This window comes from Bacillus sp. L381 (genome assembly GCF_030284525.1).
GTDB classification, from domain to species: Bacteria; Bacillota; Bacilli; order Bacillales; family Bacillaceae; genus Bacillus; species Bacillus amyloliquefaciens.
The window spans coordinates 2,877,732-2,893,473 of sequence record NZ_CP127224.1 but is presented as its reverse complement, the minus strand read 5'-3'; the positions used below and the strand labels follow the sequence as shown (position 1 = coordinate 2,893,473).

22 protein-coding genes are annotated in these 15,742 nt (G+C 48.0%); all 22 read left to right on the top strand.

Annotated elements, in window-relative coordinates:
- Positions 1 to 11: 11 nt before the first annotated feature.
- The 22 genes from QRX25_RS14910 to QRX25_RS14805 all read left to right on the top strand — a co-directional run bounded on the left by QRX25_RS14910 (position 12) and on the right by QRX25_RS14805 (position 15,731).
- Positions 12 to 446: a hypothetical protein gene (locus tag QRX25_RS14910; protein WP_212098981.1), complete on the top strand. Its 435-nt coding sequence runs from the start codon at positions 12 to 14 to the stop codon at positions 444 to 446.
- A complete protein-coding gene (locus QRX25_RS14905; RefSeq protein WP_109680462.1) occupies positions 446 to 697 on the top strand; it encodes a DUF7296 family protein in 252 nt (83 codons plus the stop codon). The genes QRX25_RS14910 and QRX25_RS14905 overlap by 1 nt, the downstream gene beginning before the upstream one ends.
- A complete protein-coding gene (locus tag QRX25_RS14900; protein ID WP_212098978.1) occupies positions 698 to 1,987 on the top strand; it encodes a hypothetical protein in 1,290 nt (429 codons plus the stop codon).
- A gap of 165 nt (positions 1,988 to 2,152) precedes the next feature.
- Complete coding sequence (locus QRX25_RS14895; protein WP_212098976.1) at positions 2,153 to 2,308, top strand: hypothetical protein; 156 nt, start codon at positions 2,153 to 2,155, stop codon at positions 2,306 to 2,308.
- A gap of 35 nt (positions 2,309 to 2,343) precedes the next feature.
- A complete protein-coding gene (locus QRX25_RS14890) occupies positions 2,344 to 4,509 on the top strand; it encodes a DNA polymerase (protein ID WP_212098973.1) in 2,166 nt (721 codons plus the stop codon).
- Positions 4,509 to 5,420, top strand: coding sequence for an RNA ligase family protein (locus tag QRX25_RS14885; RefSeq protein ID WP_212098970.1), 912 nt, complete (start codon positions 4,509 to 4,511; stop codon positions 5,418 to 5,420). Before QRX25_RS14890 ends, QRX25_RS14885 begins: the two co-directional genes overlap by 1 nt.
- 1 nt (position 5,421) lies before the next feature.
- Positions 5,422 to 6,120 carry a 3'-5' exonuclease gene (locus tag QRX25_RS14880; RefSeq protein WP_212098967.1) on the top strand — a complete coding sequence of 233 codons (699 nt, stop codon included), beginning with the start codon at positions 5,422 to 5,424 and terminating at the stop codon, positions 6,118 to 6,120.
- Positions 6,121 to 7,182, top strand: coding sequence for a hypothetical protein (locus QRX25_RS14875; RefSeq protein ID WP_212098965.1), 1,062 nt, complete (start codon positions 6,121 to 6,123; stop codon positions 7,180 to 7,182). It begins immediately after the preceding gene.
- On the top strand, positions 7,182 to 7,466 hold the full coding sequence (locus tag QRX25_RS14870; RefSeq protein ID WP_212098962.1) for a hypothetical protein: 285 nt from the start codon (positions 7,182 to 7,184) through the stop codon (positions 7,464 to 7,466). Before QRX25_RS14875 ends, QRX25_RS14870 begins: the two co-directional genes overlap by 1 nt.
- Positions 7,463 to 7,996, top strand: coding sequence for a crossover junction endodeoxyribonuclease RuvC (locus QRX25_RS14865; RefSeq protein ID WP_212098959.1), 534 nt, complete (start codon positions 7,463 to 7,465; stop codon positions 7,994 to 7,996). Before QRX25_RS14870 ends, QRX25_RS14865 begins: the two co-directional genes overlap by 4 nt.
- Complete coding sequence (locus QRX25_RS14860) at positions 7,996 to 8,361, top strand: hypothetical protein (protein ID WP_212098956.1); 366 nt, start codon at positions 7,996 to 7,998, stop codon at positions 8,359 to 8,361. Before QRX25_RS14865 ends, QRX25_RS14860 begins: the two co-directional genes overlap by 1 nt.
- Positions 8,362 to 8,868: a hypothetical protein gene (locus QRX25_RS14855; protein ID WP_212098954.1), complete on the top strand. Its 507-nt coding sequence runs from the start codon at positions 8,362 to 8,364 to the stop codon at positions 8,866 to 8,868.
- A 116-nt stretch (positions 8,869 to 8,984) separates the two neighbouring features.
- A complete protein-coding gene (locus QRX25_RS14850; protein WP_258415698.1) occupies positions 8,985 to 9,113 on the top strand; it encodes a hypothetical protein in 129 nt (42 codons plus the stop codon).
- Positions 9,110 to 9,295: a hypothetical protein gene (locus tag QRX25_RS14845; protein ID WP_212098952.1), complete on the top strand. Its 186-nt coding sequence runs from the start codon at positions 9,110 to 9,112 to the stop codon at positions 9,293 to 9,295. Before QRX25_RS14850 ends, QRX25_RS14845 begins: the two co-directional genes overlap by 4 nt.
- A gap of 4 nt (positions 9,296 to 9,299) precedes the next feature.
- Positions 9,300 to 9,653 (top strand): class Ib ribonucleoside-diphosphate reductase assembly flavoprotein NrdI, encoded by a 354-nt coding sequence (gene nrdI / locus QRX25_RS14840; RefSeq protein ID WP_212098950.1) that lies wholly within the window; start codon positions 9,300 to 9,302, stop codon positions 9,651 to 9,653.
- Positions 9,646 to 10,395 carry a DNA-methyltransferase gene (locus tag QRX25_RS14835; protein WP_212098948.1) on the top strand — a complete coding sequence of 250 codons (750 nt, stop codon included), beginning with the start codon at positions 9,646 to 9,648 and terminating at the stop codon, positions 10,393 to 10,395. Before nrdI ends, QRX25_RS14835 begins: the two co-directional genes overlap by 8 nt.
- Complete coding sequence (gene nrdE / locus QRX25_RS14830; protein ID WP_212098946.1) at positions 10,385 to 12,484, top strand: class 1b ribonucleoside-diphosphate reductase subunit alpha; 2,100 nt, start codon at positions 10,385 to 10,387, stop codon at positions 12,482 to 12,484. The genes QRX25_RS14835 and nrdE overlap by 11 nt, the downstream gene beginning before the upstream one ends.
- A 19-nt stretch (positions 12,485 to 12,503) precedes the next feature.
- A complete protein-coding gene (locus QRX25_RS14825) occupies positions 12,504 to 12,806 on the top strand; it encodes a YosH family protein (RefSeq protein ID WP_212098943.1) in 303 nt (100 codons plus the stop codon).
- A gap of 38 nt (positions 12,807 to 12,844) precedes the next feature.
- Positions 12,845 to 13,810, top strand: a complete 966-nt coding sequence (nrdF, locus tag QRX25_RS14820) for a class 1b ribonucleoside-diphosphate reductase subunit beta (RefSeq protein ID WP_212101751.1) — start codon at positions 12,845 to 12,847, stop codon at positions 13,808 to 13,810.
- A 153-nt stretch (positions 13,811 to 13,963) separates the two neighbouring features.
- Positions 13,964 to 14,122 carry a hypothetical protein gene (locus QRX25_RS14815; RefSeq protein WP_212098940.1) on the top strand — a complete coding sequence of 53 codons (159 nt, stop codon included), beginning with the start codon at positions 13,964 to 13,966 and terminating at the stop codon, positions 14,120 to 14,122.
- A complete protein-coding gene (locus QRX25_RS14810) occupies positions 14,119 to 14,670 on the top strand; it encodes a dUTP diphosphatase (RefSeq protein WP_212098938.1) in 552 nt (183 codons plus the stop codon). Before QRX25_RS14815 ends, QRX25_RS14810 begins: the two co-directional genes overlap by 4 nt.
- 221 nt (positions 14,671 to 14,891) lie before the next feature.
- Positions 14,892 to 15,731 carry a thymidylate synthase gene (locus QRX25_RS14805; RefSeq protein ID WP_212098936.1) on the top strand — a complete coding sequence of 280 codons (840 nt, stop codon included), beginning with the start codon at positions 14,892 to 14,894 and terminating at the stop codon, positions 15,729 to 15,731.
- Positions 15,732 to 15,742 lie beyond the last annotated feature (11 nt).

The following is a 15,742-nucleotide window of genomic DNA, read 5'->3' as shown; positions in this document are numbered from 1 at the left end:
GAGGCGCTTATATGGCGCATAAATCAGAAGATACCGGCAAGTATTCGGAACTGATCGCCCGTGCTGCGCTGCTGGCTAGCGGCTGGCAGGCGGTCAGTACGTCCGAGACGGAAGAGGCGTTCGATATTAGCGCAAAGTGTCCGTTGAGTGGCGAATGGAAAACGTTTCAGGTGAAGACGATTTATGATCGGAAGAAGCGAGGCAGCCTCATCGTTCAGGCGCGGAAAAGCGACCGGACACCGTATACGCTCGATGAAGTCGATTACTTTATCGGCGTGCTTATCGGTAACGGTCCGGTGCCTACCGTGTGGATGTTCGAAAACCGCGAGCTCACCGAATATTGGGGGCCGCAATCGAAGGAAGGCAAGCGGTGGGTACGGATGGATTTGAATTTTCGACGCGAAGACGTAGAGCTTACGGAGATTAACGAATCGGAGGCAGTATAATGGCGTGGTTTAAATACAGCGATATGAGCACAGGCGGCTATGAGAAAAGTGACTACGGAACTATTTTCGTTGAGGCTCGCGATGAGTACGAAGCTAACGATATCTTTGAAAGCGAGCTGGATCTCGATCCTTACGGCGTTGCTTGCGATTGTTGCGGTAATGATTTCTGGGTATCAGAGGTCGAAGCTGACTACGTTGAGGGTTACGCGCAAAGAGAAGACGTTCTTGTGATTAAAAAGGAGGCGGTATAAATGGCGAAATTAGAAGGCGTAAAAACGATTGATATGGTGAACGGTGAAATTACGAAGGTTGCGTATGGCGGTGCGGAGTATTTGAAGACGGAAGGCTTACCGAAGGAAAACGACTTGGTACTGGCCGAGGAAGGTGGCTACGACATTACTTACGGTGCTTTCTACAAAATTACGGAGGACGCCGACCATGATGACGACGTTAGATTCCTGGATGACGTAAATGATGAACGGGTTAGAGATGACGACGATTACGTACTCTTCCGCAAAGTATCCGCCGGCATTGATCCATCATTAGAAGAACGTGTCAGCTCCGTGGAAGCCGACCTCCAAACGTTAAAATCCGACGTGGCTGCGTTGAAGGGTGAAGCGGGGTACGTACGGATCGACAAGAGCGAAGCGCAGGATGGCGACTATGTTAAGTTCGATGAGGCTCCTAAACGTTATCTAACCGCGGGTAAGTACTACGAAATTGATTACGTTGATTCGTGCGGAGATCCTTGGATCACTGACGATGATGGAGACGACTTTGATACACAAGTGCTGTGCGATGACGAATTCGAAGTATACCGCAAAGTAAGCGACGCAAGCGTAGAAGCTGATCGCCTGAAGGTCGGTGATTATGCGAAGGTGGTCAACGCTACCGATTACCATTGTTTTACCGACGGAGATATCGTTGAAATAGTCAAAGACATTGCTAAAGCGACGATTAACGAGTGTGCCCGTAGGCTTAAAGACGGAAAAAATCAATACGTCCCAAAACGTCAACTCGTCCGCGCCACTGACGAAGAAGTTGCCGAAGCTAAAGACGCAGCGGCACGTGCTAAATTTAAAGAAGGCGCTAAGGTGCGGTTGAAGTCGGGCGGTGGAGAGTTCCCTTTACTCGGATTTGAGAACGGTAAGATTTACAAGGTTTCCGATAACAATTTCGACCATGAGAAGGGCAAACGCATTCGAATCGAAGGTGGCGACTGTTTTCTAGGGTCTGGATGTGCAACGCCTGACCAGCTCGAAATTTTAACCGAAGAGGAAGTCGCCGAGATTGAGCGTAAGCAAGCCGAAGAAGCGAAGTGGGCGAAGATTGGACGTAAGGTTGGCGAGTATAAGGAAGGCGATATCGCACGCGTTATTAATGCGTCAGGCTCCAGTAACATGGAAGGCGACATCGGTGAAATAACACGTATTAACGGAACTCTACTCGCTGTAGAGACGCCTACTGCAAAATTCGGTAATCTTCAACTGCCGTCTGATATCGAACTCATTACGCCAGTCGAGGCACGCTTTGACCGCTAAGCCGGCCGCCGTCTGCGCCGCATGTAACGCTAACCTTAACGAAGGGCGATCAGCAATTTACGATTCGCTCTTCGAGGTTTATGCGTGCGGGCCGTCATGCTGGTCGGAATGGTATGCGAAAAACGAAACGGAATACAGGCGAAGATGGACGGAGGAGGTCGATTTATGATGACGAAAGTGGATCGAGTATTCTCGTATACATTCGGCGCTTATTTCGTGGGAATGGGAGTTACATCCGGGCTTAACCACGAATGGATGGGCGTTATTTTATTCGGATCACTAGCGCTACTATACGGAATTATGAACTATCAGGCGGAATAAACAAGCAATTACTTCGCGAGGAAGGAGGACGACGGATGGAAGGCTTACGGTTAAATATGAACGCGTTGAAGCCGGCGGCACCGAAATCGGACGCAGTAGAGGCGACGGCCAAGCGGAAGGCGAAAGCCAAGACCGCCGAGCCGATCGAGGACAGTTGGCGCAAGATATTCGCGATGAAGCTATCGGATTCCGACCGCAAAAGGGTAACGGAAGTCAAGGAGGCTATGGATGCCGGCAAGCTAGCGCGTGATCCAGCTGACTGCGTTAATAAGGCCGGCAACCCTAAAGCGTTCAGCAAGGCGGAGGCGCTTCGGCTATGGAAGACGCTTCAGGAACGGCAGCGCGAAGAAACATTGCGGCAGATGGTCGAGAGCACGCCGGATAATTACTGGCTGATTACGGATACTGAGCGCTTTGACGAGTTCCTTGCGTTGCTTGAAGACGAAGAAGAGATCGTATTCGACGTTGAGACGACGGGCACCGACGTATGGAACGACTACATTGTCGGCCATGTAATAACCGCCATTAAAGCAGACGTTCATGCGTATATCCCGACAAAGCACAAAACGGACCACCCGCAATTAGACAACGCTTATGTGCTCGAAAAGTTGCGGCCGTATTACGAAAATGAATCGATCGGTAAACTAGCGCACCACGCCAAGTTCGATATACACATGCTTGCTCGCGAAGGTATTAAGCTGCGTGGATTAACGTGGGATACTCAGGAAGCTATGAGGCTGCTTAACGAAAACGAGCCGTCCTTTGCGCTGAAGAATCTTGTTACTAAGTACCTGCGAATTAAATCGGATACCTACGGAGATTTATTCGGAAAGATCGGGTTTGACGAAATCAGCGACTTGAAAATTGCGCTTGCCTACGCTGCTAAAGACGGAGATGTAACACGAAAACTTCGAGATTTCCAACGCTATCAGCTCAACAAATTTCCGGAGATTCTTCGATATTATGAAACGGTAGAAGTTCCGTTAATCAGCGTAGTGCAGAAGCTTGAGTCGACCGGATTCAATATAGACTTAGATTTCGCGAAGGAATACGGTAAGGAAATTAAAGCGCAGATCGACCGTTTATACGCGGAGATAATCGATGAATTAGGCGACATCAATATTAACTCGCCGGCCCAGCTTAAACCAGCGCTAGAAAAAGTCACGGGGGAAAAGCTAGCCTCTACTGATGCGAAGAAGGTATTGAAACCACTCGCGAAAAAGCATCCGATCATTAAAAAGCTTCTCGAATATAAAGAGTTATTCAAGCTCTACTCAACGTACATCAACGCTCTACCGGAATTGATTGACCGTAAGACCGGAAAGCTTTACACGAACTTTAATCAAAATGGCGCAAAAACTGGACGCTTTTCATCCGGAGGAACCGGCGTCAATCTACAGAATCAGCCGAAGGAAGCACGTAAGTTGTTCGTTGCGCCTAAAGGCTACGCAATACTCGGCGGAGACTGGAGTCAGCAAGAATACCGGTGCTTAGCGTACTTCTCGCAAGATCCGAAGCTTGTCGACAACTATCTGCAAGGAAACGACCTATACGCGTCCATTGCTTCCGAGGTTTTTAACAAGCCGATTGAAGAATGCGGAGACGGATCGGTTTATCGTAAACAAGCGAAAGTTATCATGCTCGCTGTTGCTTACGGGGGCGGCGCTAACATGCTTAAAGATGCCATCGGAATTACGAAGCAGGAAGCGCAAAAGTTCCTCGATAGCTTCTTCGAAAGGTTTCCGGTTGTTAAGAAGTGGGTCGAATCGAATCAAGCTTTCGTTAAAAAACACGGCTACGTATGGATGGATCACAGCCAGCGTAAGAGACGCCTGCCTGACGCGAAGGATCGGAACGCTAAAGGGCACTATTCGGCTGTATATACGCAGTCAACTAACGCAAGGGTTCAAGGTTCCGCAGCGATACAGACTAAGGCGACTATGATTGCGCTTCAAGAGCTTTGCGACCGAAAGACAGCAGAAGGTCGGGGAGACTGGCGAATCTGGTGCGTAGTACATGACGAAGCACTGCTCTTAGTTCCGGAAACAATTACGAAAGATGACGTTAAAGACTTCGAAGACGTAATGGTTAATACGTACGTTTTCGGTAATATCCCGAATAAAACCGACATTGAAATAATGCGCCGTTGGGGCGTTGGTGTATCGGTTGACGAATGGTTTAAAAACAAGGAGGCGATCTAATGAGCGAAATGAAAAAATATACGGACGTTGTACGCCTAGGTCATCGTACTACTGAGGGCGTTCTTACCGAAAATGACTACGTAGTTGTTTACGAAAAACTAGACGGAGCAAATGCATCCTTCACATTTAATATAGATACGGTCGAAATGGAGGCTTTTTCGCGCAATAGAAAACTAGACGCCGAGAATAATTTACGAGGGTTCTACGAATACACGCAAGAAATTGACCAATATCGCCTCAACGGTGATTACATTTATTTCGGAGAATGGCTCGTTAAGCACAAGGTGGATTACGGCGTTAATAAGAATGAATTTTACCTCTTTGATATTTACGACAAGAAAAAGGGCATCTATCTCTCACATGCGGCTGTTGTTGCGGAGGCTTTCCGGCTTGGACTTACTTTGGCTCCTATTCTTTACGCAGGTAAATATCGGGGCTTCGATCATTTACAAAACTTTGTTGGGCGTAGTGCGCTAGCGAATGACGTGGGTGGCGGCGAGGGAGTTGTCGTAAAGAACGTAAGCTATCGAGATAATTTCGGCAGGCAGCTTTTCGTAAAAGTCGTCAGCGATTCGTTCAGGGAGATGCAGCCGCAGAAAGCTCCTCGCGATCCTGCGAAGCTGAACGCCGAGCAAACCTTCGTAAGGACGTTTGCAACGAAAGGCCGCATCGATAAGCTTTTACGAAAAATGGTGGACGAATCTGTTATCGAAGAGAAATTCGAACTATCCGATATGGGAGTAATCCTCTCGCATTTAGGCGGCCGGGTATACGACGACCTTATTAAAGAAGAATCCGACAGTCTACCGAAAGATTTCGAAGAAAAAGCTGTACGTAAGGCCATCGGAAAATTTGTTCCGGTGCTTGTGCGCGAAATTATCGAAGAAGAAACAAAACGGGAGGCGGTTTAATATGGCGAAAACTTACGTTGTACTCGACTTAGAAACGACAGGACTCGATTATCAGTCCGAACAAATTACGGAAATTGGCGCGATTAAGATTGACGAAAGTTTTAACGAAATTGATCGTTTTCATACGATGGTGGCGCTAGAAGAGGGGCGGGAGTTGCCCGAATTCATTACGAAGCTTACGGGAATTACTGCGGCTGACCTCGAAGGCGCGCCAACAGAATCCGAAGCGCTGGAAAAGTTGAACGAATTTATCGGCGGGTCTATAGTTGTCGCGCAAAATGCTCCGTTCGATCTGTCGTTTATCAGTCGAGGTGGAATCGAGCCTGAACGCTTCTTCTGTACGAGAGCTATGGCGCGTTTTGTTGAGCCTGAATTGTCAGCGAGCCTCAAGGACGTTGCCAACCGTAACGCCATTTCGCTTGAAGGACATCATCGGGCGCTTAATGACGTAGAGGCGACGATTGAAGTATTCCGACTTTATCTACCACATGTAGGAAGGCACGCGTTCGAGAATATCGTCCAAGACTCCGTGGATCGGCCGTTAAAGTTTAAGCCAAAGAACGCAATTGTCCGCACAGTTCATATGGTTGCGTTGGATAATACGGACTTAATTCGTTTGGTTCGTGCTTTTCCGGAAGATCACGATATGTTCGCCAAACTCGGTAATATTATCGACCGCGCGATGAAGGGACGTGATTAATTGACGAATTCAAACGCACGATCAGCCGCAAACTCACTGCGCGCCCAATTAGCACCGGCACCTCCCGAACCGACCGGCTATGCGCAGCAGATTGCGGATGAACTCATCGAATATCTAAACGAATGGCACTCGCTGCCGGAAACGTGGGATAACGCATTGGATGCGCAGATTCATAAATGGTACGCAGACGCCCCGAAAGTATTTCCGAAGAAACCGTATTTCTCACCGTCATCTGCGAATGCCTGCCCGCGTGAACTTTACCATAAGGCGCTAGGCGATCCGCGAGACATAACGCGAAAGCCTCCGTACCAAGGGCGCTGGACTCGCATCGGAACGGCAATTGGCGATATGATTCAGCGTGATCTTCTCTTTATGGAAAAACATTTCGAAAAGAAAGTCGGCCGGCCCTGTCCGTTTAGCTTCGAACGCAATCCGGACGGAACGCCGATGTTTGAGGATTTCGCCAAGCGGAACCATAAGATCAATCGCGGCGGTAAGACGTTTCATCTCTTCGGAACATGCGACGGCATCATGCGCTATGTCACCGAAGATGGCGAGGTATTGCGCGTGGGCCTCGAAATCAAATCGAAGCAAACAAGCGCAGCCCGTACGTCTTTCTATTCGCTGAAGAAGCCGGATGAAAAACACGTTAAGCAGTGCGTCGCTTATGCGGAGATGTATGGCGTTGACTTATACGTAATCCTCTACGTAAACGCATCGAAGAAGGCGTGGGAGTACGAAGATGGAGAATTCGAAAAGACGCCGGACATACGGGCGTTTGGCCTCGAAATCGGACACGAAGACATTGACGTGCTGCTCGATAGATTCGTAGAAATTCAGAATTCGATTGACGATGGAAAGCCGATGGCGGTCGACCTTAACGGCTGGACATTCAACGGATACAAGACGGCTATTGCACAATCACTTACGGCAGCCGAACTGGAAGCGATCCGTGACAAGGTTTCGCGAGTCAAACGGTCGAATGTCTTCGATTCTACGAAAAGGCAGTACGCCGGGGCGCTGGAATTCATCGAAAAAGTACGCAAAGGGGAGGCGGTTTGATGGGCCGTTTCAATATTGGAGACATTGTGAAAGCAAAAAATTCTCACAAGGAATGCGGATATAAGCGTGGAGATATTATCAGAGTAAAAAGAAAAGGGTATTTTTCCGGCAATCTCATTGGTGAGAATTTAACCGAACCGTCCGCCTATGGAAACTCTCACGTATATATCGGAGACTTTTTCCGTGGTAAGCGTATTCAAAGAGATAGTGCGGTTAAAGAACCGAAGTATAAATTTTATTTTCTCGGAATCCCTATTTTATCGGTTAGAAAGGAGCAACGATGACTAGCGCTAAGCCTATACGTATCCTCGCGTTAGACATATCGACTAATCCCGGCTTCGCAGTTCTCGAAGTCAAACGGCTGAAGTCGGGGCCGCGCGTGAATCTCGTACACGTAACGTCTGTCAGTACGACAAGCAAGTCGCCGGACAGTCACCGTTATTCCTATATCGAAGCCGCGGCAACGATGGTTCTCCACGAACATGGACCGTTTGACGTTGTTGTCCGGGAACACTTCACGAAAGGACGCGACAAGCGATCGACACAAACGGTGTTTGGTGCGTGGGCGGTCATCGACCTAGCGCTCGGCAAATACGGCTATAAGGCGGATGTAGAGATCACGCCGACAACGGTTAAGAAGGACGTAACCGGAAAAGGTAGCGCATCAAAAGACGAAGTAGAGGCGGGAGTGCGGCGGATACTTTCGCTCCCAGCCGACTTTACATTTCGGACAGATGATGAATCGGATGCGGTGGCGATTGGGCTTTCGTATCTTGTTCGCGAGAAGATTATAAAACCAGGGGAGGCGAAATAATGAATCGCTTTTTAGCGTGGGGGACGATTACAGTAATCGCGTTGGCTGTGTTTGCTTTCGTGGTAGCGGCGCCGGTATATACGATTGTGTCTTACCATAACGAAAATACCTACGTAATTAAGGTTACGGATAAAGAAACAAAAACGTCTGGCGATTCTTCTAAGTATCTGATTTTCGGAGACGACGATAAAGGCAACGCAAAAGTGTTCGAAAACACTGACGCAATTTTTGCGCGGAAGTTTAATTCCAGCGATCTGTACGCGGAGATTGAAATCGGTAAGACGTATGAGTTTAAAACGATTGGCTTTCGGATTCCGTTTATGTCGAGCTACGAAAATATTATGACGATAAAGGAGGCGCATTAAATGGGGCTTTATATTCTGGCATGCCTTGTTTCGGTCACTGTGTTCATTATATTTGTTTGTAATGCGCATTATCCGGGGTTTATCGAGTATTTATTCGGAGCGTTCTTCGGAGTAGTAGCGGCTGTAGTCGTGTTTCTAATAGCCGTAATTCCTTCGTTTTGCATTGAAACAAAACCGGTTAATCCGCATAAAACAGAAATCTACTCAATTAAAGATAACGCTAAAACGAGCGGAAGTTTCGTATTGGGTTCCGGATCAATTAACGAAAAACAATATTTTTACTTCGTAAAGGAGAAAGACGGATTCAAAACGGTAAGTAAAACTGCCGTAGAAGATTCGAAAATGAAGGAAGGAAAATACGCAAATCCTTACGTTTTAACTTACGATATGGAATATAAATCTCCCTTTGCGCGTTTCTTCTACGGCAAAGAGGCGCCCGGAGAGTCGTATGAGTTTTACCTCCCGGAAGATACGATTACCACCGAATATAAAATCGACTTGGAGTGATGCCTATGTTTAAGCGGAGATTATACGAAACGCTCTCGTGGATATGTTCTGGTGTGGCGTATCTTGTGCCAATTAGCTTGATGATTTGGTCTGCGGGGTTTCCAGTGGTAAGGACGTTGTTTATAGTAATCGCCGTCTTCGGCCTTCTTCTCGTCGGGCTTTACGGAATTGTCCGTTTTATCTTATGGCTTATAGTCGAACCATACCGCGCACATAAACGCGAGAAAGCGAGGGCAGCCGAATGATCCACGGAGCGACCGACGAAGGTTTGCGGAATATGCGGCGCTGGCTTAACGAAAAACTGATCGAAAGTGATACCGCCATTAGCTTTCACGATCGGAAACTAATCGAAGAACGAATCGAACGTGAACGGACACAGGCGCGTTTGGACGAAGTTGAGGCGGAAATTCAGAGACGGAAGGGGTGATCGTATGCTGATCGCTTACTATTCGCTGACCGGCAACGTCCGCCGATTCGTCGCAAAGACCGGCCTCGCAGCCGTCGAAATTAAGCAGGGGCTGATGCTCGCCGAGCCGTTCGTATGCGTGACTGGTACGTACGGCTTCGGTCAGGTCGCCGGCACGGTTTCGGATTTCCTTGCGGATAACAGCGATTATCTGGCGGGCGTGGCTGCGTCGGGTAACCGCAACTGGGGCGATAATTTCGGAAAGGCGGCCGATGTGATTGCGGCGCAGTATGGAGTGCCGGTGGTCGGGCGCTTTGAACTGGCGGGCACGGACGAGGGCGTACGACATTTTATCGAAAGGGTGAACGCGCTTGGGTAAACAGATGATCGGGGAACTTGAAGTGAATCGGATATATCAGCGCGATTGTATCGAGGGGATGAAAATGCTTCCGGATAATAGCGTGGATTTGATTATTGCTGACCCTCCGTATGGGATCGACTTTAATAGTAACTTCCGCAAGTCCTCCGAACTTAAATCCGCAAAAGGAATATTGAACGATGGTAAAAATAATAGCGATTTTCTTGCGCAAGTATTATTGGAAGTAGATAGAGTTCTAAAGCCGAACTCTCACGTTTACTGGTTTACTCGTTGGGATCGCATTTATTCACAGCAGCCACTAATCGAGCGTCATTTTAAGACGAAGAATGCGATAGTTTGGATGAAAAATAACTGGTCAATGGGAGACCTTAGCGGAGCTTACGCGGCTCAATATGAAACTATCCTCTTCGCACAAAAAGGTAGGCGAAGTCTAAACGAAGTTAACGGTAAAAAGCGCCATACGGATATACTGCAGTTTGATCGAATTAGTCCTAATAAACTTCTGCACTCACACGAAAAACCAGCGTCTCTCATCGAATTCCTCATCAAGAAATCATCTAACGAAGGGGATACTATATTAGATCCGTTTTGCGGAAGCGGAACGACTGCAGCATCGGCAAGGAAATTAAACCGTAATTTTATTACGTTTGAACTCGAAAGGGAATACGTTGAGATAGCAAATAAACGGCTAGATTCCGTTATCCCCGGATCAGCGTTAAAGGAGGACGCCCATGACAAATAAACACGCAAGCTATATCGAATTGAATAACGAAATCATGATACAGAAGGACGACCGGTTCCAATTCGAAAAGGATATCGAAGCCGTCCGCGCTTATTTTATCGACTACGTAAACCAGAACACCGTATTTTTTCACGACTTAGGCGAGAAGCTCGACTATCTGCGAGAGAATGACTACTACGAAACCGAATTCCTCGACACCTACACTTTCGAAGAGATCAAGGCGGTTTATCAGGCGGCCTATGCGCATAAGTTTCGTTTCCCTTCGTTTATGAGCGCGTTCAAATTCTACAACGACTATGCGATGAAGACTAATGATCAGAAAAAGATCCTCGAACGCTACGAAGACCGCGTTTCTATTGTCGCGTTATTCTTCGCGGGAGGAGACGCAGCCAAGGCGATCGAGTACGTAGATTTGATGATGCGGCAAGAATACCAGCCGTCGACGCCGACGTTCTTGAATGCGGGCCGGAAGCGTCGGGGCGAATTAGTATCGTGTTTCTTACTCGAAGTCAACGACTCGCTTAACGACATCAGTCGCGCAATAGATATTTCGATGCAGCTCTCGAAGCTTGGCGGCGGCGTATCGCTCAACTTATCGAAGCTGCGGGCGAAAGGTGAAGCGATCAAGGACGTTGAGAATGCGACGAAGGGCGTCGTAGGCGTAATGAAATTGCTGGACCATGCGTTCCGTTATGCAGATCAGATGGGTCAGCGGCAAGGGTCGGGCGCGGCGTACCTTAACGTATTCCATGCGGACATACACGATTTTCTCGATACGAAGAAAATCAGCGCAGACGAGGACGTGAGGGTTAAAACGTTGTCCATCGGCGTTGTCATTCCGGATAAATTCATAGAATTGGCGCGAGAGAATCGGCCGGCCTACGTTTTCTATCCGCACACCGTTTACAAAGCGTATGGAACACATTTAGACGAAATGGATATCGGAGAAATGTACGATCAGCTCGTCGATAATCCGGCCGTTCGCAAAGACAAAATCGACGCACGTAAGCTTCTCGAAAAGCTCGCCGTGCTGCGGTCCGAATCGGGCTATCCGTACATTATGTTCGAAGGAAACGTAAACGCTGAGCACGCGAACGGTCACGTATCGAAGGTTAAATTTTCGAATCTGTGCTCGGAGGTTCTTCAGGCGTCACAGGTATCGGAATATACGGACTATGGCGAAGAAGACGAAATCGGCCTCGATATTTCGTGTAATCTCGGATCGCTCAACATTGCGAACGTTATGGCAAACGGTGACTTCGAAACGATCGTCAAGCTTTCCGTTGATGCCTTAACGCGGGTATCAGAAACATCGAACATCAAGAACGCGCCAGCCGTCGCAAGAGCTAACCGTGAGATGCGTTCGATCGGGCTTGGCGCGATGAACTTGCACGGCTATTTAGCGCAGAATGGTATCGCTTATGAATCAGAAGAAGCGCGCGACTTTGCTAATGTATTCTTCGCTGCTGTTAACTACCATTCGATCAGGAGATCCGCAGAAATTGCGCGTAAAACCGGGAAAACCTATCGCGGTTATGAAGGTTCGGCATACGCAAACGGAAGTTTCTTCGATAAATATCTCGCGAATGATTACCTTCCTAAGTTCGATAAAGTTTCTGCGTTATTTTCGGGTATTGAGCTCCCGACTAAGGACGATTGGGCGTGTCTTAAGCATTTCGTATCCGAACACGGAATGTATCATTCATATCGTTTATGTATTGCGCCGACGGGCTCAATTTCGTATGTGCAGTCGGCTACGGCGTCAGTCATGCCGATTATGGAGCGTATCGAGGAGCGTACGTACGGCAATTCGAAGACGTATTATCCGATGCCGGGGTTGTCGCCGCAAAACTGGTTCTTCTATAAAGAAGCGTACGACATGGATATGTTTAAGGTCGTCGATATGATCGCGACAATCCAGCAGCATGTCGACCAAGGTATCTCGTTTACGTTGTTCTTGAAGGATACGATGACGACGCGCGATCTAAACCGGATTGACTTATACGCCCATCACAAAGGGATCAAGACGCTATATTATGCGCGGACAAAAGATACCGGTCAGGATTCATGCTTGAGTTGCGTCGTTTAAACGAAGAGGGGGCGGAAAAATGAAGCATTATTATGAATTCAGAGAGAACGAGTATTATGCGTTGGTTGTTGTAAGTGTTGAAGATAACGATCTTTATACAAAGCCGTATGTAAAAGCGACCGAACTATATTTAGAGTGCGTTGGAGGTGAGAGCGTAACGGGAATTTTAGAAGAGGCTCTTCCGATCTTGATAACTGAGGAGCTCGCATTTTTACGAGTTGCTCAAGATAAAGGTGTTTATGATATTAGCGCAGGAGAGTTGCTAAAGGAATTTCGAGAATTGAATGACGTAGTTTTATTAATAGATGGCGCACTGCAGTAAACGAAAAGGAGGACGAATAATTGACGAACACACACGCAATCCATACGGCGGCTGACTGGTCGCGCCACGAAGACGACTTTACGCAAATGTTCTACGCACAGAACGTTAAGCAGTTCTGGCTCCCAGAGGAGATTTCGCTAAATGGCGATCTCCTTTCGTGGAAGGCGCTGAACCGGGCCGAGCAGACTACATATATGCAAGGCCTCGCTGGCCTGACGTTACTGGACACGGAGCAGGGAAACACCGGAATGCCTATCATTGCACAACATATCGCAGGCCACCAACGCAAAGCAGTCCTGAATTTTATGGCGATGATGGAGAACGCCGTCCATGCGAAGTCCTATTCGAATATATTCATGACGCTGGCACCGACGGAGACGATCAACGAAGTATTCGAATGGGTTAAGACAAATCCGTATTTGCAGCGGAAGGCGGCGCTAATTACCGGCCTATATCGCGACATAAAAGAGGGCAATGTCATTTCGCTGTATAAGGCGCTTGTGGCTTCGGTATACCTCGAAAGCTTCCTGTTTTATTCCGGCTTTTATTATCCGTTATATTTCGCCGGCCAAGGCAAGCTAACGAGCAGCGGCGAGATCATTAACCTTATCATTCGGGATGAGGCGATCCACGGCGTGTACGTCGGCTTATTGGCGCAGGAGATCTACGGAAAGCAAGAGCCGGACGTCCAGCTAGAGATGCGCGACTTTGCCGTCGAGCTACTGACGGAGCTGTACGATATTGAGGTCGCATATACCGAGGACCTATACGATGCGGTCGGCTTAACGCACGACGTGAAACGATTTCTTCGATACAACGCGAACAAGGCGCTGCAAAACCTCGGCTTCGATCCGTATTTTGAAGAGGAAAGGCCGAACCCTATCGTCATGAACGGATTGAATACGAAGACGAAATCGCACGACTTCTTCTCGCAAAAAGGAAACGGCTATAAGAAGGCAACGGTCGAGGCGCTCAAAGATTCGGATTTTTATTTCGGCGAATAGCCGTCCATTTTCCGGAGTAGATTCGCAGTTATTTATGAAGGCGCTGTGCCAAGGAGAAAGTTAATGCGCAGTTATATACGAAAGGAAATTACCCGGCGATGTCGCAAAAATGGCGGTTACCTACCCGTTATATAAGTGAGGAGGTCATCGCCTATGAAACGATTTATCAGCGCCACGGCAACGGTCATCGCCGGACTGCTTTTCGTCCTGCCGTACATCCATACGATAGGATTTCGGTGGTTTTCGATAGTTGCCGTGTTCGCCTTGATTGCGATATTAACAAGCGGAAGCACGAAGGAGGAAACGAAATGAACGTAAATATCAAACGGTTATCACCGGACGCACAGATTCCGGCTTATGCGCACGCAACGGATGCTGGCTTCGAGCTAGTGGCGGCAGAGGACGTAATTATCGAGCCGGGTGCAACCACGTGTGTGCCGACGGGCTTGGTGTTTGAGATTCCGGAAGGCTACGAAATGCAAATCCGGCCGCGTTCGGGCATTACGCTGAAGACGCCTTTGCGTGTGCAGCTCGGAACGGTTGACGCGGGCTATCGTGGCGAGGTCGGAGTGATTGTCGATAACATTGCACAGAAGATCGGCGAAGAAGATACGAGATATATTTTCGTTGATGGTGGGTGTGAGTACACCGAAAAAGCTGAGTTTTTCGATTTCAGTGTCGATGATTATCGTTATGGAAGCGTGTTTGTTCCGGACAGTACCTACAAAATCCGTAAAGGTGATCGTATCGCGCAAGCATTAATCAAGCCGGTAGAACAAGCGGTGTTTATGGAAGTTGATGCGTTGGACGATAGTGATCGTGGTGCGGGCGGCTTCGGGAGCAGCGGGGTTAGTTGCTAATGACGCAGATATATGCGTGTTTTCTAAACGCCAAGCTGTACGGATGCGGCGACATTGAGTATATGAACGATCTATTTCGCGATTACATTGTTTATTGCGAGATGTACGGGAAAGATGATTGTACCTTCCGAATAACTACGAAGGAGAAAGCTCGTAGATTATTGATTAACGAAACTATTTGCGAAAACGGCGAAGCATTAAAAAGATTGGAGGACGAATAAATGGCGGATAAACAGTACTTAGACTTAGCTCGCCACATATTAGAGAACGGCGTCGAGAAGTCCGATAGAACCGGAACAGGTACGCTCTCAACGTTCGGTTATCAGATGCGCTTTAACCTTCGCGAAGGCTTTCCGTTGCTTACAACGAAGAAGCTACACTGGCCCTCAATAGCGCACGAACTGTTGTGGTTTTTAAGCGGAGATACAAATACGAAATACCTAACGGACAATGGCGTTCGAATATGGAACGAGTGGGCTGACGAGAACGGCGACTTAGGTCGCATCTATCCAGCGCAATGGCGAAGCTGGCAAACCTATCTACATCACGAAAATCACGTAGGTAATACCGTATCGGAATACGGAGGGGTTATCGACCAGATCGAACAGGTCATCGAACAAATCCGTAATAACTCCGACAGTCGTCGCTTGATTGTTAACGCATGGAATGTCGGCGAACTCGATCAAATGGCGTTACCACCGTGTCATTTTGCGTTTCAATTCTACGTAGCAAACGGGCGATTAAGCTGTCAGTTATACCAACGCTCCGGCGACGTTTTCCTCGGAATTCCGTTCAATATCGCAAGCTACTCTCTGTTAACGCACATGATCGCGCATGTCACCGATTTAGAAGTCGGCGAATTTGTTCACACGATTGGTGATGCGCATATATACACGAATCATATCGACCAAATAAAAACGCAATTGACGAGAGAGCCGCGAAGTCTACCTGAGTTGCGTATTAAAAGAAAAGTCACGGATATCGACGACTTTAAGTTCGACGATTTTGAGATTATCGGATACGAGCCGCACCCTAAATTAACCGGAAAAGTAGCGGTATAAGAAAGGACTGA

Bases quoted from the DNA above. Each gene is read 5' to 3' on its own strand.
- QRX25_RS14910 (WP_212098981.1), top strand. From the start codon at position 12: ATGGCGCATAAATCAGAAGATACCGGCAAGTATTCGGAACTGATCGCC.
- QRX25_RS14905 (WP_109680462.1), top strand. From the start codon at position 446: ATGGCGTGGTTTAAATACAGCGATATGAGCACAGGCGGCTATGAGAAA.
- QRX25_RS14900 (WP_212098978.1), top strand. From the start codon at position 698: ATGGCGAAATTAGAAGGCGTAAAAACGATTGATATGGTGAACGGTGAA.
- QRX25_RS14895 (WP_212098976.1), top strand. From the start codon at position 2,153: ATGATGACGAAAGTGGATCGAGTATTCTCGTATACATTCGGCGCTTAT.
- QRX25_RS14890 (WP_212098973.1), top strand. From the start codon at position 2,344: ATGGAAGGCTTACGGTTAAATATGAACGCGTTGAAGCCGGCGGCACCG.
- QRX25_RS14885 (WP_212098970.1), top strand. From the start codon at position 4,509: ATGAGCGAAATGAAAAAATATACGGACGTTGTACGCCTAGGTCATCGT.
- QRX25_RS14880 (WP_212098967.1), top strand. From the start codon at position 5,422: ATGGCGAAAACTTACGTTGTACTCGACTTAGAAACGACAGGACTCGAT.
- QRX25_RS14870 (WP_212098962.1), top strand. From the start codon at position 7,182: ATGGGCCGTTTCAATATTGGAGACATTGTGAAAGCAAAAAATTCTCAC.
- QRX25_RS14865 (WP_212098959.1), top strand. From the start codon at position 7,463: ATGACTAGCGCTAAGCCTATACGTATCCTCGCGTTAGACATATCGACT.
- QRX25_RS14860 (WP_212098956.1), top strand. From the start codon at position 7,996: ATGAATCGCTTTTTAGCGTGGGGGACGATTACAGTAATCGCGTTGGCT.
- QRX25_RS14855 (WP_212098954.1), top strand. From the start codon at position 8,362: ATGGGGCTTTATATTCTGGCATGCCTTGTTTCGGTCACTGTGTTCATT.
- QRX25_RS14845 (WP_212098952.1), top strand. From the start codon at position 9,110: ATGATCCACGGAGCGACCGACGAAGGTTTGCGGAATATGCGGCGCTGG.
- nrdI (WP_212098950.1), top strand. From the start codon at position 9,300: ATGCTGATCGCTTACTATTCGCTGACCGGCAACGTCCGCCGATTCGTC.
- nrdE (WP_212098946.1), top strand. From the start codon at position 10,385: ATGACAAATAAACACGCAAGCTATATCGAATTGAATAACGAAATCATG.
- QRX25_RS14825 (WP_212098943.1), top strand. From the start codon at position 12,504: ATGAAGCATTATTATGAATTCAGAGAGAACGAGTATTATGCGTTGGTT.
- QRX25_RS14815 (WP_212098940.1), top strand. From the start codon at position 13,964: ATGAAACGATTTATCAGCGCCACGGCAACGGTCATCGCCGGACTGCTT.
- QRX25_RS14810 (WP_212098938.1), top strand. From the start codon at position 14,119: ATGAACGTAAATATCAAACGGTTATCACCGGACGCACAGATTCCGGCT.
- QRX25_RS14805 (WP_212098936.1), top strand. From the start codon at position 14,892: ATGGCGGATAAACAGTACTTAGACTTAGCTCGCCACATATTAGAGAAC.